Origin of the sequence: Vibrio mytili (genome assembly GCF_000830505.1) — a bacterium.
Taxonomy (GTDB): Bacteria; Pseudomonadota; Gammaproteobacteria; order Enterobacterales; family Vibrionaceae; genus Vibrio; species Vibrio mytili.
The window spans coordinates 1-22,024 of sequence record NZ_JXOK01000061.1 but is presented as its reverse complement, the minus strand read 5'-3'; the positions used below and the strand labels follow the sequence as shown (position 1 = coordinate 22,024).

23 protein-coding genes, 1 tRNA gene and 1 pseudogene are annotated in these 22,024 nt (G+C 44.4%); 3 read left to right on the top strand and 22 right to left on the bottom strand.

The annotated features are described in order from the left end of the window. Positions 1–25: 25 nt before the first annotated feature. The 18 genes and pseudogenes from SU60_RS15445 to SU60_RS15360 form a co-directional block, all read right to left on the bottom strand. Positions 26–904, bottom strand: a complete 879-nt coding sequence (locus SU60_RS15445) for a metal ABC transporter permease (RefSeq protein ID WP_041156378.1) — start codon at positions 902–904, stop codon at positions 26–28. Then, entirely contained in the window at positions 904–1,632 is a 729-nt protein-coding gene (locus SU60_RS15440; protein ID WP_041156304.1) for a metal ABC transporter ATP-binding protein, read from the bottom strand. Before SU60_RS15440 ends, SU60_RS15445 begins: the two co-directional genes overlap by 1 nt. Next, complete coding sequence (locus tag SU60_RS15435) at positions 1,632–2,570, bottom strand: metal ABC transporter solute-binding protein, Zn/Mn family (RefSeq protein ID WP_041156303.1); 939 nt, start codon at positions 2,568–2,570, stop codon at positions 1,632–1,634. Before SU60_RS15435 ends, SU60_RS15440 begins: the two co-directional genes overlap by 1 nt. Before the next feature lie 10 nt (positions 2,571–2,580). Beyond that, positions 2,581–3,132, bottom strand: coding sequence for a DUF6162 family protein (locus SU60_RS15430; RefSeq protein ID WP_041156302.1), 552 nt, complete (start codon positions 3,130–3,132; stop codon positions 2,581–2,583). Continuing rightward, complete coding sequence (locus tag SU60_RS15425) at positions 3,129–3,467, bottom strand: hypothetical protein (protein ID WP_041156301.1); 339 nt, start codon at positions 3,465–3,467, stop codon at positions 3,129–3,131. Before SU60_RS15425 ends, SU60_RS15430 begins: the two co-directional genes overlap by 4 nt. A gap of 72 nt (positions 3,468–3,539) precedes the next feature. Next, complete coding sequence (locus SU60_RS15420) at positions 3,540–4,367, bottom strand: DUF4198 domain-containing protein (RefSeq protein ID WP_041156300.1); 828 nt, start codon at positions 4,365–4,367, stop codon at positions 3,540–3,542. Between the two features lie 14 nt (positions 4,368–4,381). Beyond that, a complete protein-coding gene (locus SU60_RS15415; protein ID WP_041156377.1) occupies positions 4,382–4,921 on the bottom strand; it encodes a DUF2271 domain-containing protein in 540 nt (179 codons plus the stop codon). A 41-nt stretch (positions 4,922–4,962) separates the two neighbouring features. Further along, positions 4,963–5,592, bottom strand: coding sequence for a PepSY-associated TM helix domain-containing protein (locus tag SU60_RS15410; protein WP_041156299.1), 630 nt, complete (start codon positions 5,590–5,592; stop codon positions 4,963–4,965). Between the two features lie 167 nt (positions 5,593–5,759). Further along, positions 5,760–6,932 (bottom strand): tetratricopeptide repeat protein, encoded by a 1,173-nt coding sequence (locus tag SU60_RS15405; RefSeq protein WP_041156298.1) that lies wholly within the window; start codon positions 6,930–6,932, stop codon positions 5,760–5,762. Then, positions 6,929–7,549 carry an energy transducer TonB gene (locus SU60_RS15400; protein ID WP_041156297.1) on the bottom strand — a complete coding sequence of 207 codons (621 nt, stop codon included), beginning with the start codon at positions 7,547–7,549 and terminating at the stop codon, positions 6,929–6,931. The genes SU60_RS15405 and SU60_RS15400 overlap by 4 nt, the downstream gene beginning before the upstream one ends. Beyond that, on the bottom strand, positions 7,549–7,953 hold the full coding sequence (locus SU60_RS15395; RefSeq protein ID WP_041156296.1) for an ExbD/TolR family protein: 405 nt from the start codon (positions 7,951–7,953) through the stop codon (positions 7,549–7,551). Before SU60_RS15395 ends, SU60_RS15400 begins: the two co-directional genes overlap by 1 nt. Beyond that, the gene (locus tag SU60_RS15390) at positions 7,950–8,504 is read right to left on the bottom strand and encodes a MotA/TolQ/ExbB proton channel family protein (RefSeq protein WP_041156295.1); all 555 of its coding nucleotides are present in this window, start codon (positions 8,502–8,504) and stop codon (positions 7,950–7,952) included. The genes SU60_RS15395 and SU60_RS15390 overlap by 4 nt, the downstream gene beginning before the upstream one ends. Then, positions 8,504–9,868 (bottom strand): MotA/TolQ/ExbB proton channel family protein, encoded by a 1,365-nt coding sequence (locus SU60_RS15385; RefSeq protein WP_041156294.1) that lies wholly within the window; start codon positions 9,866–9,868, stop codon positions 8,504–8,506. The genes SU60_RS15390 and SU60_RS15385 overlap by 1 nt, the downstream gene beginning before the upstream one ends. Next, positions 9,869–10,636 (bottom strand): DUF3450 domain-containing protein, encoded by a 768-nt coding sequence (locus SU60_RS15380; protein WP_041156293.1) that lies wholly within the window; start codon positions 10,634–10,636, stop codon positions 9,869–9,871. It abuts the gene before it with no gap. A 74-nt stretch (positions 10,637–10,710) separates the two neighbouring features. Then, positions 10,711–12,798 carry a TonB-dependent siderophore receptor gene (locus SU60_RS15375; protein WP_041156292.1) on the bottom strand — a complete coding sequence of 696 codons (2,088 nt, stop codon included), beginning with the start codon at positions 12,796–12,798 and terminating at the stop codon, positions 10,711–10,713. Positions 12,799–12,999: 201 nt separating this feature from the next. Then, a pseudogene (locus SU60_RS15370) lies at positions 13,000–14,306 on the bottom strand (histidine kinase sensor domain-containing protein). A gap of 68 nt (positions 14,307–14,374) precedes the next feature. Next, positions 14,375–15,040: a response regulator transcription factor gene (locus SU60_RS15365; protein ID WP_041156291.1), complete on the bottom strand. Its 666-nt coding sequence runs from the start codon at positions 15,038–15,040 to the stop codon at positions 14,375–14,377. A 261-nt stretch (positions 15,041–15,301) separates the two neighbouring features. Then, complete coding sequence (locus tag SU60_RS15360) at positions 15,302–16,255, bottom strand: lactate/malate family dehydrogenase (RefSeq protein ID WP_041156290.1); 954 nt, start codon at positions 16,253–16,255, stop codon at positions 15,302–15,304. A 346-nt stretch (positions 16,256–16,601) separates the two neighbouring features. On the opposite strand from SU60_RS15360, the gene SU60_RS15355 reads away from it, so the two are divergent. Then, a complete protein-coding gene (locus SU60_RS15355; protein ID WP_041156289.1) occupies positions 16,602–17,309 on the top strand; it encodes a glycerophosphodiester phosphodiesterase family protein in 708 nt (235 codons plus the stop codon). A 35-nt stretch (positions 17,310–17,344) separates the two neighbouring features. Here SU60_RS15355 and SU60_RS15350 read toward each other — a convergent pair whose 3' ends face one another. Further along, positions 17,345–17,827: a L,D-transpeptidase family protein gene (locus SU60_RS15350; RefSeq protein ID WP_041156288.1), complete on the bottom strand. Its 483-nt coding sequence runs from the start codon at positions 17,825–17,827 to the stop codon at positions 17,345–17,347. A gap of 196 nt (positions 17,828–18,023) precedes the next feature. Between SU60_RS15350 and SU60_RS15345 the strand changes: the two genes are divergently transcribed. Next, the gene (locus tag SU60_RS15345; RefSeq protein WP_041156287.1) at positions 18,024–19,019 is read left to right on the top strand and encodes a 2-hydroxyacid dehydrogenase; all 996 of its coding nucleotides are present in this window, start codon (positions 18,024–18,026) and stop codon (positions 19,017–19,019) included. Between the two features lie 73 nt (positions 19,020–19,092). Then, entirely contained in the window at positions 19,093–19,449 is a 357-nt protein-coding gene (locus tag SU60_RS15340) for a YibL family ribosome-associated protein (RefSeq protein ID WP_041156286.1), read from the top strand. Positions 19,450–19,812: 363 nt separating this feature from the next. Here SU60_RS15340 and SU60_RS15335 read toward each other — a convergent pair whose 3' ends face one another. The 3 genes from SU60_RS15335 to SU60_RS15325 all read right to left on the bottom strand — a co-directional run bounded on the left by SU60_RS15335 (position 19,813) and on the right by SU60_RS15325 (position 21,918). Then, positions 19,813–20,844, bottom strand: a complete 1,032-nt coding sequence (locus SU60_RS15335) for a hypothetical protein (protein ID WP_041156285.1) — start codon at positions 20,842–20,844, stop codon at positions 19,813–19,815. A 42-nt stretch (positions 20,845–20,886) separates the two neighbouring features. Beyond that, positions 20,887–21,705: a hypothetical protein gene (locus SU60_RS15330; RefSeq protein ID WP_052481548.1), complete on the bottom strand. Its 819-nt coding sequence runs from the start codon at positions 21,703–21,705 to the stop codon at positions 20,887–20,889. Positions 21,706–21,827: 122 nt separating this feature from the next. Further along, positions 21,828–21,918, bottom strand: a tRNA-Ser gene (locus tag SU60_RS15325). Between the last annotated feature and the right edge of the window lie 106 nt (positions 21,919–22,024).

Sequence of the window (22,024 nt, the reverse complement as noted above, 5' to 3'; positions counted from 1 at the left end):
CTCAAAATTGATGACTTATAGAGGGTTATTTGGGTATATGCATAATTCGGTAAACCGTAGCGGTTAAGAAAAATATCGCAGAAACAATGATGATCGAAGCACCTGATGGTACTGGCAGCTGTAACTCCATAGGGAGAACGGTGCCAACCAAACACGCAACCGTCGCCAGTAGCGATGAAAGCAAAACAAAACTACCCATACGCTCAGTCAGCAACCTAGCCGTTGCACCAGGAATTAATAACAGTGCCCCAACCAACACCGCGCCGATAATTTTTACCGCCGCGATGGTCACAAGCGTGATCATCATTACAAACAAGTAATCGTACAATCCGGTATTAAACCCTCGTACCCGCGCAATGTCAGGACTGATACAGGTCAGCAATATTCGATTGAAGGTTGGGATCAGCAAAAGCAATATAATCAGGCAACTGACCGCAAGTATGGTGATGTCTCTGTCGGTGACCGTCAAAATCGAGCCAAACAACACGTTTTCCAGCATGTGAATATTGATTTTACGCGCCACGTACATCAATAACGCCGCCCCCACTGCCAAGGCAAGAGCAAGGAAAACCCCGACTAATGTGTCATAAGGCACATTGGTTCTGTTGCGCACAAAATGCAGCAGCAGCGCGAAAATCATACAAAAGCTGAACAAACCAATGATGGGATTCTCAGGTGGTTCACCGAGTAAGACACCAATCGCGATGCCCGTTAATGCCGCGTGCCCCACGGCCTCTGAGAAAAATGCCAGTCGTTTCGCAATCACCAAGGTTCCAAGCCCACCGAGTAACGGTCCTAGTATGAATGCCGCCACAATCGCATTCACCATAAATGCGTATGAAAAACTGTCGCTCAACCAACCTGCTTCAACGCCATTGGTTGCTAGCGCACGTAGCCAATCCATCATGCGGCTTCAACCCCTCCGGTATAGTGCTTAAACAGCGATTCAATACGATCTGGTTGAAGTACCTGTGAATGATGACCAGAGTCGATAATTCGACGATTGACCACATGAACATGCGCATCCAATCGACGCACAGCCGTTACATCATGATGCACCGCCAGAACCGTTTTCCCTTCTCGAACCACATCACGAATGAGCCCTTCAAGATAGCGAACCCCTTGTTCATCCATCCCTGTTGCTGGCTCATCTAATACCAATAAACGCGGATCATCCAATAAGGCCTGAGCAAGCAGTACGCGTTGTTGCTCACCCCCAGAGAGTTGTCCCATACGACGGTCACAACGCGTCGCCATGCCAACTCGATCTAGTAGCGCCAACGCTTTTTGGCTCTGCTTGGTTTTACTTCGCCAAAACAACGGCACGCGTGTCTGATTAAGGAGAACAAAGTCTGTAACCGTTAGTGGCAAGCTGGACTCAAACATGGCTTTTTGCGGCACATAGCCAATTTGGCTTGCGTTTAGTTGGTCACCGGCCCAATCCAAAGAAATACTTCCCTTAAATGGTGTTAAGCCCAAAACAGATCTCAGAACAGACGTCTTTCCTCCACCATTTGGCCCCATCACGACATGACACTTTCCCGCCTCAAACCGAGCAGTAATATCTTGTAAAATAACATGTTCACCGTAGCGTAAACTGACGCTGTTCAATATGATAGAGGGCCCCGTCATTAGGTAACCTCCTGAGAACGCTTACGCGCAACAAACTTCATGGCTTCAATCAATGTTTCTACATTTTCGCGCATCTCCAATTCGACCTTTTCGGCTTGGTAATCACCGTGAGTCATGTGCGAAAAACGGTAAAGTCGAACACCGGTCGCTTCTTCAATGGTGTCCACAAATCGGTTTGGCATATTGAGCTCATAAAACAACACGTCAATGCCGGACTCGCGGATCTTTTCGATCGTATCTTGCAACTGACTTGCGCTTGGCTCAACACCATGAGCGGGCTCAATGACGGCCGCAACATCCACACCAAATTCTTGCAGAATGTACCCGTAAGCATTGTGGGTCGTGGCAACTTTCATTCCTGCAGTATCCAACTCGCCTAGAGAAATCATGGCATCGCGCTTCATCAAGCGGAACTTCTTGGCATATTGGCGGGCATTTTGGCGGTAAAAAGCCGCATTGTCGGGATCAACCTTACCCAGCTCGCTGGCGATGGTATAAACTTTTTGTACCGTCGTAGATAAACCAACAAAGGTATGTGGATTCACCGCCCCTTGCCCCACAGATTGACCCATTGCTGGCAATAGAGGGACATCTTTATTGGCTTCTATCACAACCAAATCTTCACGCTGAGATGCTTGAATGACTTTTAAAGCGAAATCATCGTGACCAATGCCATTCACAACGATGACATCCATTTCACTTAGGCGTTTGAGATCGTTTGGTTGTGGTAAGTAGTTATGCGGGTTAAAGCCTGCATCCACCAGCGGGAGAATGTCCGCCTTATCACCGACAACAGCTTCAACGTAGCTGTAATAAGGTTGAAGGGTAATACCGACACGGAGTTTGTCCGCTGCATAGCCAGAAGAGGAAACAACAAGCAAAGCAGCCACGGCAAACACGCGACGTAGAAGATACGAGGTTTTGTTAGTCAATATCATAAATGATCACTTAGTGGGCGTGAGAATGAGAAGTTGATTGAGTCGTGACTATCTGCCGCCAGCCATTACCTTGACGCTGAGTAAGGTCACTTACGTCCGATATGCTTAGCCCATCATCCAGATCAGAAAACCAGATGTCTGCCTCCGCATTATGACTGTCTAAAAGCATTGAACTGGCTCCTTGCTCATCGTGTTTAATACCTAAATAGACACCATCCTTTAGTCGTTGCCATTGGTGCGAGCCTTTCCGTTTCCAACTTTGATCTTTGACAAACGGAGCGATCCAAAGCGCTTCCAGCTGTTTAATTTCTGGCCAAACGCCTGATTCCAAGTACAGGTCCCTAATTTCTTCATGCGCGAGTTTGATATCAGCAATAAACGCGATCTGCTCTTGATTCAAATCAGACATATGTACTTGGTAAGGCTCTAGTTGAGTTTCATTGGTCGACACTTGATGATGAGGTAATAATGTGGCTGCAAACGCAAGAATCACAATGATCATTAACGCGACCCACTTGCCTTCTCGACTCCCATTGTCTGGATGAACGGTTTGGGTTGTCATTTCTCGTTGATCTCAACAACATCAACTTCAACTGGGCTTTCATGGCCAGCATCAAACACCAAATAGAAGTCCGTCTCAGGGTTGGAGAATGTGGCGATGGATCGCTTATCGGTGGTCTCTTTTGCAATCAAGTTATCGTCGTAGTCGAACATTTCTACTTCATAACTAACCGCCTTTGAACCATCAGAATAACCGGCCTCACAAACCACAGTATTCTGCTCGAAATAGCAACTCATAAGAGGAAAGTGAGCAAAAGCTTTTAAGGGGATAAATCCACTGCAAAGTATCGCGGTGGTTAAAAGGTTGGCTTTTTTTGAGAGAGAAATGTTGTTCATCGCAATTCCAAAGAGGCTCGTGTATCCGAGCCCTCTTGTTTATTAGTGAGGTTTATCCGTGATACGGGCTTATCAATTCAGTTGAGCTTCAAACGTCAAATGCACATTAGCGCTTGCTTTATCCGCTAAAGGATCACCCATTAAGTCCCCTTTGTAGTTCGCTTTCATAAGGTAGCGACCCGCCACCTCTGGCGTAAACGTCACTTCACCGTTGCTATTACTCACAACCTCAATCTGCTCTTGATGATTACGATACAAGGTACCTTCACGAGTAATTTCCGCAGTCACACCACTTTGAAGCTTTCCATTGAAGTAGAACTGGAAGGTCACAGGCTCGCCTTCAATAATGTCTGACGGGTGCGTCACGGGCTTCATCTCAAGAAACTTACCTTCAATCTCGGATGCTTTGTCCGTCGGCATGCCCACCGTGATGTAACTCTCCGCTCGCGTGTAGCTCAGCATTGTGACCACATCGCGTGCTTGTTCTGGTAGCAGTTCGGCACGTTCGACCTTATTCGCTGGCGACCACTTCACGGTATCGCGACGACCCGCTTTGTACTGCGTGAAGTATCTCGGTTGATTATTGATCGCAACTTTATGCGTTCCTTGTTCAGTAAAAAAGAAGTCGAACATAGAACGGCGTTTACCACGTACAACAAAATTAGGGCGCTCTTTTCTGCCATCCGGCATGATCACAAACGCCTGATCACTCCCTGCTGGCTTATCAAAAACAAATGTGCCATGAGAAGCGGTCACATCGAACGTCAGCCAATCCCCACCTTCTTTTGATACCGTAAAATGAGAAGGTAAAACCCAGCGTGGATGTGCTTGTACTGTTGTTGCAGCTAACCCCACAGCTAGCACACCGACTAACGTCGCGGCTTTCACTTTGTTTATCATTGTTGCGTCCTTTATCACTTCACTTGGTAGTTGACGGTGATAGCCCCCGTCTCTTGAGTTGGTTCGATCTCGTAGCGTATTTCGCTATCCGCTAACGTCATTTTTTGACGTAAATAGTTACGTCCGCCGTGCTCACGTACGACTTCGATATATAGGGTGTAATCCCCTTGGTCTATGCGAATCCCCTGATCGTTGGTGCCATCCCAAACAAATCGGTATTGACCAGCGGGGCGAGTGGCCGATGTCACCGCATCCACCAATTCACTATCGTAACGACCAACTTTTCTCCACCAACTGCGTAGATCCTTGAGCCATTCGTCTTTGCCAACCCATAACTCAATCGTTTTGATCGGTTTGCGCTTTTCATCTTCAACCCACACAGCAACATAAGGACGTGCATACATAGATGTGTCGATTTTAGGCAGTTCAAACTCAACATCGATTCTCGCATTATCCGGCAACGGTTCGGCCAGCAATGACGACGGAGAGAGTGCTATCACCAAAGTAGCCGTACGTAAAAAACGACGACAAAAACAGTGGCAGGTAAGCAACATGTTTTTTTGGACCAACATAGTATTTTTCTCTGCATAAGCTGTTACGGAACAGCGACAATATAAATAATGAGCGACAAAGCCGTACCAAAACCCATCCATTGCAATGACGTTCTTAATGTCTTTTTCTTCGGCAGCAACAAACACACACCAGTTAACACAAAAAACACCATCAATAGCGCAGTGGCATCAATAAACCATTTCCATACATCACCGCTATTGCGTCCTTTGTGTAGATCATTAAGCAGTGCGACAATACCGTAGTGCGTCGTTTCCACTTCTGCCTCGCCTGTGGTCATATCGACGAACACCGTTGCGTTATAGCCCGGACCTTTAAAGTCCATTGATAGTTCACCCACGAGCAGTTCGCCCGCTTCCACTTCGGTATAGACATCCAAGGCCGAGGGCATACCACTAAGTTGCACTTCTTGCTTTAAGTACGCGATCACTTCTGAACGGTTCGGTTGAAAATTGGTTGAAGATAAAAATAAGCTTGCTGCGGGGATGACTAATGCATGCTGCTGAACAATAGGCTCATTCCGTTCAAACAATTCAGGACGATTTAGAGTAATCCCTGTTATCGCAAAAAATAGAGTGACTAGTAGCAACGCCATCGAAATATAGATATGTAAGCGTCTAGCCCAAGTCTGAACACCTTTGCTTTTTAGCAACATAAAGAGTCATCAGCCAAAAATTTAGAAGCTAATTTAGATGATAACTATTCGTATTGGCATTTAATTTACATTGTTTACATTGAGGAGATGCAGGTTCGAATGTTAGAAAAAAAAAAGACCCGAGCGAATGCTCAGGTCTCGATGAAACAGTGACTTAATATTAGGTATTACGAATTTTGGGTTCCACCTACTTTGCGCAGTTGGGTCAAATACTTCACCCAGCTTTGTGTTTGGTCGGAAGGTTTAATCTCATGCGCTCTTTTCGCGTTTGCGAGTGCATCATCAAAGCGTTTCAGTTTGTAGTAAGCGCGAGCTTTGACTAACGCCACATCAGCTCGACGGCCACGAACATTGTCTAATGCAGCAAGCGCCTGTTTATAGTGCCCTTCTTGCACTAGCAATTGGGAATAATTCCAGTAGTACTTTGAGTTAAGTTTGGCAGCGACTTGCCAACTATCAATCGATTTCTCCCACTCTTTTGCCATTTGCCAATACGTGGCTTGCTGCGCTTTAAGCGTGCTATTGGAGTTTACATCGACAAGCTCATTCATCACTAACGCCGCCCGCTCCGGTATCCCACGACTCCCATACAATTGAGCAAGCAGTTTTAGATCATTTTGACTTAGGTTCAAACCTTTTAGCTTAGCCAAAGCCAACGCATCAAGTGCACGCTTGTTGTCATTAATACGCATATTTAATGCAACGAGTTGACGCCACCACGCAAGCTTTTCAGGGTCAATCGCAATCAAACGCTTAATGGTACCAATGGCTGGCTTCCACTTTTTCAGTTCCATTTCAGCAGACAGCTTAATTGACAGTGGACCTAACTCGTCTCGTTTTCCATATTTTTCGTAGCGCGCCATGGCAGATAGCACTTTCTGCCACTGACTTAGCTGATAATGAGACTGAGCAATGCGTAACCAAATGTCATCGCCTTTTTGGCCCTTAGGTATGGATTGGCTCAACGCATAGTAGTGTGGCAGTGCTTTTGAATAGGCCTGCTCGTTCAACAAAATATCGGCCAACATTTTGCGCGTTTGCCAAGCTTGATCATCTTGCAGTAACTCGCTGTCAACCGCTTGACGCAATTGCTTAATCGCAGATTGAGTCCGCTGCTCTTGCCAATAAAAGATCCCAAGCATACGCGCAACGTACGCTTTGTCATAGGCTCTCGATAATTCGAGCGCCTCAAGTGTTGAAATGGCTTCTTTAAGATTGTCTTCTTGAGCCATGCTGTATGCCCGCTGAACTCGCACTGCGGTATACTGACTCAATTCATCCGCGGCCGAGGTAAAAGTGCTGACGATCAACAGCGCAGCGATTAAGAATTTTTTCATCATTTTGCTAACTTGAACTCCACTTTTGCGGTTTGTCCGAACTGCTCAATTGACACACCATTCTCAACTTTTGGCTGATATTTCCATTTTTTGACGGCACGTATCGCCTCTCTCTCGAACATACGACTTGGCTCAGCCTCAATCACTTCGATATCTCTTGGACGTCCAGCCTCGTCGATTGTAAAGCGCAAAACAACATAACCTTCGACCTTGCGTTTTAATGCCCGGCTCGGGTAACGAGGTTCAACACGATGCAAAGGCATAGCCTGCTGATTGCTCATCGTACCTTTTAGGTTTGGGGCGCTGATTGCGACGCCATCTAATGCAGTGTTTAAACCTAAAGCACTGATTGGCGTAACCTGACTCATCGCTTCAACTTGCGTTTGCGCCTGAGAGAGATCCATAGGTTCTGGGGCTTGTGGCGGCTTTGGCTGTTCAGGCACAGAGCGTTGACGGCGCTGAAGTTCGGCTTCATTTTCAACCATCACCATGTCAAAACGCACCGCCTCTGTTGCCTCTGGCACTCGTTTGTTGCCATTGTCGACCATCCATGCCATGAAGCTAAACAGACTCACTGAAATCAATAAGGACAGTGGTAGCGCAATAAACAGCCTTGCCATTAAGGAGCCTCCGCCGCCAACGCGATATTTTTCACACCCGCGCCTTTTGCCGCATCCATCACTTTCACAACGGTACCATTATAGGCATGCTCATCCGCTTGAATCACTAATGTCGCGTCGGGCTGGTCAAGCAGTAAGTGTTCAATCGAAGCCTCAACACGTTCAACATCCACCAATCGCTTATCGATATAAATATCATTCGCTGCTGTTACAGCAATAAAGATACCTGCGTCTTTCTGGCTCACGACATTTGATGCTTGTGGGCGATTCACTTCGACCCCAGATTCACGCACAAATGAGCTAGTAACAATAAAGAAAATCAACATAATAAAGACGATATCCAACATGGATGTTAAATCGACTTGTGCTTCGTCTTGTTGATTAGGTCTGCGTCCGAGTCTCACTTCTGACTCCTTAAAGATTGTTCTAATTGAATAGCTCTGCGCTCACATACTTTGCTTAAACGAGCATGAATAAACATCCCCGCTAACGCGGCTACCATGCCGGCCATTGTCGGCAAGGTAGCAAGAGAAATACCCGATGCCATCAATTTGGGATCGCTGCTTCCCTGAGAAGCCATGACATCAAAAACGGTAATCATTCCGGTAACGGTCCCAAGTAGGCCAAGCATTGGGCAGATTGCCACGAGTAATTTGATGGTTGACAGATTTTGGCGTAGTTCAATCTTCGCTTTTGCCACCCATCCTTCGCGGATTTGATGCGCGTACCAAGAGTGGTGATCAGATCTCAATTGCCATTGCTCTCGGAGCTGCTTTTTTACCTTAGGAAATACGGAGGTAAGATAGATCACACGCTCCATTACCAGTAACCAGCACACCGCAACAACCGCTGCCAACCACCAGAGAATTTGGCCACCTTGCTGCATAAAGCTCATCAAAGTCGTGGCCCAATCCTGACTGATCAAACCCAATGTGTTGAGTAGGATCTGCTCCATTACGCTGCGTGCTCCGCTCTGTTGTTCGCATTATTTCTGTCTTGCGGTAGGTCCTGTTCTGCCTGCTCGGCAACCAACCCAATACCTTGCTTCTCAAGAATATTGCGGATACTTTCGGCCTGAGAGCTCAAGACGTTGTGCGCTAGAAGCAATGGCATCGCAGCCACCAAACCAAGCACTGTCGTCACCAAGGCCATTGAAATACCACCCGCCATGACTTTCGGATCCCCGTTGCCAAACTGAGTAATCACTTGGAACGTTTCAATCATACCCGTTACGGTACCAAGCAAACCCAGCATTGGCGCAAGCGCAGCAAGCAACTTGAGCATGGAAAGGCCTTTTTCCAAATGCGTTTGCTCATCAACCACAGCTTCAAGCAGGCGTAATTCTAACGCTTCAACACTGCGGTGCTTGTCTTTTTGATAAACGCTCAGTACTCGACCAAGTGGGTTATCACCGGCCTGCTCCGGGGTCTTCAACTGTTTTGCAATTTTTTGCCGTGCAATAACTAGCGATGCTCCGCGAACCAAAGCAATCACTAAACCAATAGCAAGCAAACCAAGGATAATTTTACCCACGACACCACCAGCGCTAATGCGATCTTGTAATGTCGGAGAGTGAGCTAATTGCTCTAGTAGCGTGCCGCGCGATGGGTCGATGACAACCGCATCTACGTCACCCGAACTCAATGTCTGAGCGGTTGGGCCATTGTCTGGCTGGCGAAGGTAGTTCACTGCATCGCCACGTTGTCCGTTCCAGTTCACGTATCCATTGTCACTCAATAATGCCATCGCACCTAGACGCACACCATCAACGGTTTGCTCTCTGCCTTCGCCATCTAACAAAGTAAAAGAGACATGAGCAAGTTCACCACTGGCTTTAATTTGCTCTTCCATGCTGTGCCACATTGCATTCAACTGAGGCAGCGTCGGTAGAGATTTAGCGGTAACTATTGCGTCAATATCGTCCTGATAAGAATTTGCGTCTACACTGGTAACAGATTGTTTTAGTTCAGAATCTAGCTCCTTGGCACTTTGACGTACGACCCCAAACAACTCACCCAAACTGCCAGATTCCAAACGGAGCTTTTCTTCCAGTTGGGCTAGCTGCGCTTCATTCTCGCTGAAAGATGTACTCAAAGAATCTGCTTCAGCTTGAATCGCAGCGCGCTCTGATACTAGACGGTTTTTAAGCGCTTGTAGTTCCTGCTCTGTTCGTTTGAAGCCAGCTTCTCGTTCCGCGTTGTGCGTGCGTTGTTGACGACTTTCTTGTTGAGCTTTCTGTACTAGCGAATCAGCAAATGATGCATGAGAAGTCATTACTGCGATGGATATCAACGCAATAGATAATAGTCTTTTCATCATTTATTTGCCCTCCGCAATGCTCAGCGATACCGGTAAGGTAAGAATATCAGGCGCAATTTGCTTGTTTGCCATCGCAAATGCTTTGTCCAATTCCACTTTTTGATCGGTGGAGACTGGCTGCCACTCTCGCTGCTGCTGGGACCAGCTCCAAAAGGTTTCTCCTGATAGACTCCGTGCCACTAAAGTTGCACGACCTAAATATAAGATGTCTGCCTCAACCCGTTCGTTGGCCGCGAGTTCGATCTTCCCTTGATACACACCAAGTTTCGTTCCGTAGTCCATCTCTATTTGGTACGCCTCTAGAATACGGCGAAATTTTTCTGCATCGGCGACATCTGCGCGAGTCATCATTTCATCGAGTTTAGCGATACGCTCTTCACGTTGCGCTTTTCGAATTGGCTTATCATTCGCCAGAATCGTTTTTAAACCATCAAGCATGTGATACATCAGTGGTACAACACCCTGACGCGTATGAGCTATCTGATCAATTTGCTCATTTAAGTTTTCAACTTCCTGATTTTGGTTTTCTACGAGACTTGCAAGGTGGTCTCGATAGATTTCCAAGTTGCTCACTTCTTCTTGCAATTGCTCAATTTCAGACTCTAACGTCAACGCTTTTTCTGCGCTTGCATCAATACGGTTCTGGCTGACCGCAGAGGCTCGGTTAGTTTTGCTCTGCACTGCTTGTGCATCGTTGAGATTCTCCGCGTGAGCAGGAATCAAAACCGATGAGATCAATAGTGCGATACTTGATTTCATTAGATTCATACGAGTTTTAATGTAATTTCCTAAAAACGAGCAAAGGGGAAGATGCCCTTCCCCTTCGCTAAGCCAATTTGTTATCAGTACTTAAACTGAATCGTCGCCATGTAATTTCGGCTTTCGCCAATCACTACACCGCTTGCTCCATCTTGTTGGCTATTCGTGCTACCGCCACCCGCTAGGTAGTCGGTGTCGAACAGGTTCTCAACATTGAACCGAGTCACGATATCCAAGTTTTCATCGTACTGGTGTTTGTATGACACGCCCATATCAACACGCGCATACCCGTCTTTCTTAAAGGTGTTCGCTGCGTCTCCGTAGCGCTCACCTTCGTAAATCAAACCAAGATTCACATTGGTATTCTCTTGGACTTTGTAGCTAGACCAAAGACTTGCGGCAAACTCAGGAACGTCAGCAGGACGATTACCCTTGTATTCTGCACTCTCTTTAATTTCAGCGTCCAAGTACATAGCAGAAGCGGTTAACGATAACGCCTCTGTAACAAAACCTTGAGCAATAAACTCAGCGCCTTTATGAACTTGCTCACCATCTTGAGTTCTGTTGTACATTAAGTCACCAGCAACATCAAAACCGTCTTCTACGTCAAGAGCAATATTCTCTAGTGTGATATCAAATAGCGCACCAGACACAAACAAACGCTGATCGAACAATTCCCACTTAGTTCCGATCTCATAAGAGATACCACGTTCAGCATCAAGCTCTTCACCATCGTTTGTATATCTATCATCATTGACTTTACCCTGTGGCATGAAGCTCTCAGAGTACTGTACATAGACAGAACCGTTATTGCTTGGATGGAAAATCAAACCAAACTTTGGTGATACTTGATTTTCAGTCAGCTCGTCAGTGCTTCTTTCGTCGTAACGAACGCCCGCTAATACCTGCCAGTAATCGTTGATGGTCATCATATTCTGTGCGTAGATACCCCAGGTATCGTACTCACTCGTCGGCCACTTGCGCGAACTGGTGGTACTTGGTCTTGTTACTGTTTGTCCAGCAGGAACATATTCACCATCATGAAAAGCCATAAAGCGGTCATATTTGTAATCGAGGTAGTTAGCACCAACGAGAAGTGTGTTATCCGTCCCCAAAATTGAATAGTTTGTCGTGACATCAACGTAGGCGGTGTCAAACACCCAGTTATCAGTACGTTCGTTGCCTTTATGCTTTACTGTTCCATCTTCTTCATATTGGTCATAACGTGGGTAAGACTCTACATCAAAGCGCTTAAAATCTTGGCGGTTGACACCCGCTTTAACGTTTACGTTGTCCGTGACTTGTGCATTAATGTCGACACCGTAGTTTTCGACTTCGTTGTCAATCTTCGACCACTGAGCATCCCAAATATACTTATCACCGCGAACCGCTTTGTCACCAATAACATAAGCGCCCGAATCCACGTTACCCTTGTCTTCAGAACGATCGTAATGGGCGGATACCATAATGGTATCGGTAACATCGTAGTCAACCATTACGCCACCGACCATACGGTCTGTTTCGGGCTCTGTACCATCCCCATATCGGCGTGAAGAGCCATAACTTTCTTTGGCGAAAATAGCGCGAGCTCTTAGGGTTTCGTCTTGGTTCAATGCACCGCTTACATCCAATACTGTGCGAGAGCGATCATGAGATCCAAGATCTTGACTCAAACTAGCTTGAGTTTTCGCGGTCGGCTTCTTCGATACCATGTTAACCAGACCACCGGGCTCAGACTTACCATAAAGCAATCCAGATGGACCTTTAAGCACTTCAACTCGCTCCAAGAGCTCAATCGGCTGGCGGTAATGAGACCAATGTTGACGTCCATCTTTTAAGAAACCATCCGAGCTGCTCAATTCAAACCCACGTAAAGAGAACCGCTCGCGGTTTCGACTTGTACCACCAGCGCTAACACTTGCATCGTTGCGCAGTACTTCACCCAGTGTGCTTGCTCGTTGTTCATCAATCACAGTTTCATCAATCACTGCAACCTGCCCCGGGGTTTCAAGTTGCGTCATCTCCATACGCATTGCGGTACTGTTTGTATCCGCCTTGTAACCGAACTCTCGGCCTTCGACCACAAGATGTTCATCTGTTTGAACTTCAGCCATTACAGGTGCTGCCAGCACCGCACCGATCACTAACGCCAGGTGGCTCTTAGTTAACATATCCTTTCACTCCGAATTTTTTCGAAATACACATCTCCCTTGATGTATATCCGCTCAATTATTTCGCGGGTGAATATAAGTGATAATTATTACCATTTGCATTAAATTTACATTCTTTGCATTTGCCAACTTTTGTAAAGCACTCTCGATAAACAGAGTCTCTCACTGTGACATTAATCACAAAAAAGAGTTGGCCGTTCACTATTTTTGTTTGAATAAAAGTGAAATACATAATCCGCCTTTCGAGCGGTTTCGAGCCAAAACCTGCCCTCCCATAATACGCATCGATTCCTTAACAATCGCCATACCTAAACCATAACCACCTGACTTTTTGTTTCTCGATTGATCTAAACGCGTAAAGGGGTCAAAAATATCCCGCAGATTATGTTCGGGAATCCCAGGTCCATCATCGGAGACCGACAACACAACATAATGTTGCCCATCGTTGACGTGATTGGCTAATGACACCACTATCTCGGCTTGCTCTCCCGAATATTTGATCGCGTTACCAATCACATTATTCATACAACGTACGACCAATAATTCATCACAATATACGTTTGTATCACAAACGTCTGAAATTAAGGTCAATGTTTGCTGTGGCTTTAAATCGACTTTGTAACGCTCGACTTGTGGCGTGATAAGGTTTTCTAAATCAATCACTGCTCCGGTATTGTTGTAGCGAGTATTTTCAAGCCGACTGAACTCAAGGATCTCGCGTATCAAACTATTCAGATCTTCTGCTTCTTCTTCAAGTCGATGTACTAAGGCTTGCTCTTCTAACCCGACACGCTTTTTAAGCAAATGTAAGACTAGATTCTGCCTTGCGAGTGGCGTTCTGAGCTCATGAGACACGTCACGAATCAAAAGCCTTTGTTTTCTGGTCAGAAGTCGAATTTGTTCTGTCATGTGATCAAAATCTTGAGCAAGCTCGTTGAACTCAGTCGTCGTCGACTTCAACTCCTTCACTACGCTGACATTAAAGTCGCCGTTGGATAACTTTTTACTCGCTTCTCTCAATCGGTCCAATGGTTGCTGTAAGTTACGTGCCATCAGTAATGAAAACAGCGCTAAAATAACGGCAGCAATAACGACTTTTATAATAGAAAAGTACAGCACAAAATCGTTTGCAGGATGCAGTTGGTGAGGAATTTGAATCGCTAAATTATTGTTGTTTACTAAGGGAATGCTGATGATAGGTTGACTAACTCTTCCTTCTAATTGTGTATCGAGGCTTCTTCTAAATTGAAGCTTAAATTCAAAGTGAGGATGCATTTGGCGATGAGTCAGTGGTTGTAGTTGATCATCCAGAACAAAAACACGAAATTTCTGGGCGCGTGCCAATCCGCAATCTCATCCATGTCCCCATACCGAATGAGAACATTGGCCTGATGAGCAAGATCGAGCATTTCAATTTTAAGGCTATCCGGTACTTTTAGCATAGCTTTAACCATTGCTTGCTCAGCCAATGCCTGAAGGAGCAAAATACTGATCACAATGACGGACATATAACTAAATAGTTTGAAAGCTAAACGATCTTTTCGCTGTGCAATATAAGCCGTGTAGAATCGAATCATTAGATGTTTACGGCATCTAAATAGCTGTAGCCTTTACCCCTAAAGGTTTTAATACGTTGTTTAGACAGGCCGGCTTCGACTAATTTTCTGCGTATGTTGCTGATATGCATGTCTAAGTTGCGATCAAACGGGCTAAGGTCTTTTTTCAGCACTTCAGTTTGTAGCTCCGCTTTGGAGACGACAATACCTTGGTTTTTGACTAAATAACTTAATAAATCCGCTTCGGTACTCGTCAACGGTAAACTATCCAAGTTATCACTCATGCATTGAACAGTATTACTGATGGTTTGCCTTTGTCGCTCTAAGCCAACCCGTCGAAGCATTGCTTTGATGCGCATCAATAGCTCTGCAACGTTAAATGGCTTGCCGATATATTGATCCGCTCCCGCCTGATAACCATCTAGCATCGAATCTTCATCATTGAGTGCAGTAAGCATTAAAATAGGTGTAGCGAACCGCTGACATATTCGCCGTGCAACCTGTATTCCGCTCAAGTTGGGAAGCATGACATCCAGTAACACCAAGTCTACTGGGGCTTTTTCCATATACTGCAAGGCACTTTCACCACAATGCATTGCATGTACGGTATAGCCTTCATCCTGAAGAACGGCTTCCAATAGCTCACAAAGAGAAGCATCGTCATCTATGATCAAAACTCGCGACATAACAAACCAAAATACAAATAAAAACGATTTGCATTTTATTACTCATTTATAAATTGAACAACTAAATATTGTATGCTTTTTATATGAGTGCGATGCATGTAATAGGATCTTGGAATCGGATGAGGACATTGGCGTATTTGCGCTCTCTGTCGCTCATCCAAGCTTAATGGAGAGATAGGGTCTGAATATTGAGCGATTCCGAGAGTGAGCTCGCAAATAGATATGTCTAGGTACTGCTGTACTCTCGTAATGATTTCCTGCTTAGCAACTTAATCCGGTTGATTTCGCGACATCTTCAACAACCTGTCTCAAATTCTGACTTATTGATTGGAGTGTTTTAAGCTCATCCCCCGTAAACGGATGAGTGAGAACCGATTCGGCCCCATTTTTTCCAACAACAGTCGGCAAACTTAGCACGACATTACTTAGACCATACTTACCTGACATCATTGTACCCACAGGCAAAACAGAGCGTTCGTTGATCATCACCGCTTGAATAATTCTAAATACACTCGCCGCAATACCATGCACAGTATTTTGTTTGCGACGAAATATTTCAAATCCCGCCTGCTTGACTGACTCTAACAGCTCATCAGCGTCAATGCGTTTGATATTGTGCGTATCGCAATAATAATCGGCAGGCTGTCCAGCGATAGAAATCAAGCTTTTTGGGGTAAAGCAATGGCTACCGTGCTCGCCCAACACGTAACCGAAAATATTCTTCGGATCCAAGTCAACTCGGTTAGCAACGATACTCATTAAACGAGCCGTGTCTATAACGCAGCCACTGCTGATCACTCTACTTGATGCAAAGCTTGTGTTAGCAGTGATAAAGTGAGTCACAATGTCGCAAGGGTTGGAGACAACGATAAGCACAGCCTTAGGAGCAACTCTCTCAATATTACGAGCAATATCTACGCCAATATTTGCGTTAATTTCCGCTATATCTAAACGCGATTGACCTTGTTTGATTTGAGCCCCAGCGGTGATAACGACAATGTCGGCTCCCAACAAATCGAGATAATCGTTCGAGGGCACAATACGGGTATTTTTTGAAAACGTTAATGCCGCTGTATGACGAAAGTCAAACACCTCACCTTCCGCTCGTTCTAAATTTTGGTCTAACAACACCAACTCGCTCAGGCTACCTAATGTCAGCAAGTAGTTACACACGCCGACACCTACCGCTCCAGCACCAATGACACCGATTTTCATTTTCCTCTCCCTGATAATTTCATTGCCCCTGAAAAACAGTTCACCGTTTTACCCAAACAAGTGAACAATAAGAGCATAAATGTCCAATTCATTTATATTACTTAGAATTCTTTACCAAGCCAGAAATTTTATTCGACATAATAGGCCAGTAATCTACTCTGCTCATTCTTAATACGCGCCCATCACATACAAGCGTACTTTGCTGCCTCACTTCCTGATGGATACTAACGTAAGTCCAAGCTTTAGGCGTATCGCTAGCAACCATTTACACTATGAATTTTGAGGTTATTTAAAGAGAAAATAAGGCGTACAATCTGTTCATCATTCAAAGAATAAGAATAGTCTAATGAATACGCTGTTGATAGGTCACCGCGGAGTCGCAGGGCACTACCCAGAAAACACCAAAGTCAGTGTTCAAGCAGCCATTGATCTTGGATTAACGTGGGTAGAAGTCGATGTACAACCTACAAAAGATAAGATTTTAGTGGTTTGCCATGATCATACAGTGAACCGTTGTAGCAATGGGCAGGGACGAGTCGATGAACTCACACTTAATGAGTTGCGAACTCTCGATTTTGGCGAATGGTTTGATCGTGCGTTTTCAGGTGAGCGGATTATGACCCTTAAAGAACTGCTGGAATTAGCGGCCAAACATGACCTCAATTTGAATATTGAAGTCAAAGTGGATCGCCATCCAACAGAGGAAGTAGCCCAAATCCTCAAGCAAGTTCTTACCGACGGTCCTCTTTCAGACGAAAATATTCTGCTATCTAGCTTTAACCATGACGTGATTAGAGCACTCCACAAGCACTGTAAAGGCTTCCGCTTAGCAGTACTTAGTGAATTTTTAACCAGAAAAGACAAAAAACTGTTAGAAGATGTAGGTGCCGAGTACTGCAACTTAAACATTAATTGGATTCGCGCACGCCAAATTAAGCAACTGCAACAGTCAGGGGTCAAAGTGATGTGTTACACCGTTAACAATCCAAACAAGCTGAAGCATCTCCCGCAACTAGATGGCTTTTTTACCGATTATCCCGATCGATTCCTGTAGCGGGCATCACGTTAATGGGGCTGTCAGCAACACAATCACCACTCGATAGCAATGGGTGTTCCCATTTTGACGAGTTTGATGAATTCATCCATCTCTTCGTTAGTAATGGCGATACAACCGTTAGTCCAATCAAAGCTTTGAATAAAGTTAGGGTCTTGAGTTTCGCCGTTTTTTAGGCCATGAATTTTGATATCTCCACCAGGGTCAACGCCTTGGCGGTGCGCCTCGAGGCGATCGATAGCGTCTGGGTAGCTGATATGCACAGAACGATAGTAAGCAGAATCATCGAACACGTAGTCGAGTGTATAGCTTCCTTCTGGCGTTCGATTATCCCCACGCTCTTGTTTGTGCCCTTTCGGATTTGCACCTAATGCGATACGGTACTCTTTAATAGTGACACCATTATCCATCAAATACATTCTGCGTTTCGATTTATCAACTTTTACGAGATCAACAGCGGCATGAGCACCAGATACAAATGCACAACACAAAAGTAAAGAACACCATTTTACCGACATTGTCAGAACGCCTAATCAAACAAGCTAAAAGGAAATACAAGAAGTCGTTATGCTAGTCAGTTGGTGATAACAAAGCAAACTGATTATCAAGAATCAACGTAAAAAGAGTTATCTTCTCCGTGTAGAAACGCAAAGATGCTGAACGATAACCAGTGTAAATCCGTTTATAAATTTATAAAAAAATAGAGAGAAAGTTATGATTAACATTGCCTTTTTTAGTGCTAAGTCTTATGACGAACACTCGTTTAATAAAGCAAAAAATGACCGAGATTTTGAATTTCATTATCACGACTTCCGCTTGACCAAAAAAACCGCCAAGATGGCACACGGATGTGAAGTCGTATGTGCCTTCGTTAACGATGATTTATCTGAGCAAGTGTTAAAGCAATTGGCGTTGGGAGGTACCAAGCTCATAGCGATGCGATGCGCGGGTTTCGACAAAGTTGATCAACAAGCCGCAAAAGCGCTAGGAATACAAGTTATGCGTGTTCCAGCCTATTCTCCTGAAGCTGTAGCAGAGCACGCAGTCGGGCTAATGATGTGCTTAAACCGTCGACTGCACAAAGCATATCAACGTACCCGTGATGCCAACTTTTCACTAGAAGGCTTGGTCGGGTTTAACTTCTTCGGTAAAACGGTTGGTGTGATAGGTACCGGGAAAATTGGCGTCGCGGCTATTCGTATTTTTAAAGGCCTTGGCATGGAGGTATTGTGCCATGACCCTTATGAAAACCCTCAAGCAAAAGAATTAGGTGTACGCTACTGCTCTCTTGAAGAGATGTATACCAATGCCGACATTATTACTCTACATTGTCCTATGAGTAAGGAAAATTACCATTTGCTCAATACTAAAGCCTTTGAACAGATGAAAGATGGTGTCATGATCATTAACACCAGTCGAGGAGAACTACTCGATTCACTGGCAGCCATTGAGGCTCTCAAGCAAGGTAAAATAGGGGCACTCGGTTTAGACGTATACGACAATGAGAAAGAACTCTTTTTCCAAGATAAATCCAATGATGTCATTGTAGACGACGTATTCCGTCGTTTATCTGCTTGTCACAACGTCCTGTTTACTGGACATCAAGCGTTCCTAACACATGAAGCCTTGCATAACATCGCGACTGTAACACTTAATAACGTAGAAGCGTACTTCTCTGGGCAAACCTCAGGGAATGAATTGATCAACTAAATATAGGATAATAGAGCGAAGAATTTTAGCTATGCTATAATCCGCCACTATTTAAGAATTGAGTCAAATTACCATGAGCATTAAAACTGATATTCAAAAGCTGCACAACCGCGTAGATAACTGCCAACGTAAACTCGATGCAGCTCGGACTCGCGGTGATCACGAAATGATTTCTAAGTTTACTGACGAAGTTGAGCAGTTAACGAAAAAGCTTAATCAATTGAAACATAAGCAGAGTTACGAGCTAAATAAAGAGCGTAAGAGCCTGTTAGATATGCCATTTTCTCGTGAAATAACCAAAGAAGAACAGGCGGATATTGGTAAGCTCAAGAAGCGCGTTCGCGGCCTTGTGATTGTTCACCCGCTGACAAAAGTTGGCAAAGAACTGCGTCTAGATGTGATGACAGGGTTTGCTCCAAAAGAGTTCTAACAACACTGTTCTATACTCGCATATTAGAAAGCCCAAGCTACGTGACGCTTGGGCTTTTTTGTATTCGAAGTTCCGAAGTGAGATGCCTATGCTTTCTGTCTCATTAGCTAATACCAATCACAGTAAATAAGTGATCAGAAATAGCGTAGGAAAAATGCTTGAGAACAAGGCGCTATTTTTCGATAAGTAGTTATTCTACAATCAACCTACTTTATAAACGAAAAAGGCAACGAAGTTATCGAGTATTTTAACAAGCTAGAATGACCAGTTATTTACTACGATTGGTATAAATAACTGTGTTCAATGCACTTCATCAATACTCACCATTGCTTCTACCAACGGTGATTTATCCGTCATAAATATTTATGACAACTGCTGTAGCTTGTGCTCTACAACAGGATCGCCTGGCGCTAATTGTTGCGCGACTTCCAGTAGCTTTACCGCATCCTTAGGGTTTTCTTCCTGATGCTTGATAGCAATATCCACTAAAGGCTGAATATCAATTTGCGCTTGATGCTCCTTTACGTGCTCTTTTTTCTCTTCACGCAACACCTTGTGAGCCTTACTCAGGAGCCCAAGTCGATGTTTAGAATAACCATTCGCTTCGTTGAGGCTTTGATAATAATCCTCTTTTAAGCGTAGTGTTTTAGTTTGGTGGCGGAATTGGGCAATGTCTATTTGCTGGTGACGGATGAAGTCGACAGCCACTTGCTTATAAAACCCAAACTTACTCAAATACGTTGCATGAGTACCATGGCCCATTCCAAATACTCTAAGATGCTTTAGCTCTGGATAGCGTTTTGCATGACGTTTATCAATGTCATTTGTTGGATCATAAATGATATAACCTTTAGCATCACCAAGGTCGAGATCGTGGTAATTGCCCTTCCAATCAAACTGCTGCGCCAGTTCTGTACTCGAACGGTCATCCCACGGGACGATATCTTTATTTTTTGTACTCACAGGATGAAACAATAACACTTGATCCAGCCTAAGTAACTTGGCAAAAGCACCAACAGCGAAACCTCCCCGACTTAACCCATAGCCCAGACGGCTCTCGAAAGGTTCCAGTAATGTTGAAAGTTGTTCAAGGAAGAAAATCAAATTTCGGCTGCGAAACCAATTGCTTTTACCAAGATGTTGAAAAGATATAACGTTAACATGCTGTTTTTGGGCTAGCTTGTAGCCCCAAGGCGCAAAATCTGAATGTAAGTCCTGTACTTGAAAATTCGTACCGGCAGGGGAAAATGTAAACAATAACGGTTTATTGAGATCGACAAATTCATATTTAACGAAGACATCATCAAGTAGGTCTTCCCCAGTCATCGGTAATCTGGTTTGTTGGTCTTCTCGAGTAAGTGTCAACCATTCATCCAACCAGTACAGTAACTTCATTTATCCTCCATCTAAATTGCGCCTAGCAATTGTGTTAAAAATCTAGTTTTTAGTGTGTGTGATTTCCTTGAAACAGGAACCCTGATACTCATCCTCTTTTAAAAACAAAGCCGTTGTTTGCTCATTAAATTGGGCAATATCTATCTGTTGATGGCGGATGAACTCCTCCGCCACCAGGTTAAAAAAATCTGATTTATTTCCTTGTCCAGTTTGTGTGCCGTGTCCCATACCGATAACCCTGAGATGAATTAACTCTGGGTAACGCTCAGCATGCAGACGATCGATTTGATTGGTTGGATCATAGATAATATAGCCCTTCGCATTTCCCAACTCTCGATCACTATAATCGCTCTCCCAGTCATACTTTTGCGCCAGCTCTGTGCTGGGTCTATCATCCCAGGGCACCAACGTCTTATTCTTAGTACTAACAGGAGAAACTAGCAGGATATGGTTAAGTTTGAGTAGCTTGGAAAATGCACCTACGGCAAAACCACCCAAGCTCTGGCCATAACCCAGACGACAATTAAAAGATCCCAACAATTCAGATAACTGCTCTAGAAAGAAAATCAAATTGCGACTACGGAACCAGTTGTTCTTCCCTAAGTGTTGGAAGGAGATAATATTGACGTTAAATGACTGGATTAACTGATAACCCCAAGGTTTGAAATCCGCATCTAGGTCCTGTTCCTGTATATCAGTACCGGAAGGAGAGAAGGTGAAAATTAGTGGCTTAGTAAGATCGACGAATTCATACTTAACAAAGACATCATCAAGTAGATCTGCGCCAGTGAGCGGTAGTCTGATTTGCTGCTTTTTGTGGGACAGGGTTAACCATTCATCTAATAAGTACAATAACTTCATTAACACCCTTCATAAATATACACATCTACTTATCATCAACCCGACTTTAGCTCTTTTTTTGTACAAAACATTTTTAGGGCGAAAAAAAACCGCTGTAAGAACAGCGGTTTAATTTTTAAAAGTGGCGGAGAGATAGGGATTTGAACCCTAGATACGCTATTAACGTATGCCGGTTTTCAAGACCGGTGCTTTCAACCACTCAGCCATCTCTCCACAAATTGTTACTAAAATTTAGTCTTACACATAGATGCTAATTTTTAGTCTTGGATTTCATCTTTTTTAAAGATGAATACCTATTTAGTTTTGCCTTTAGATTGTT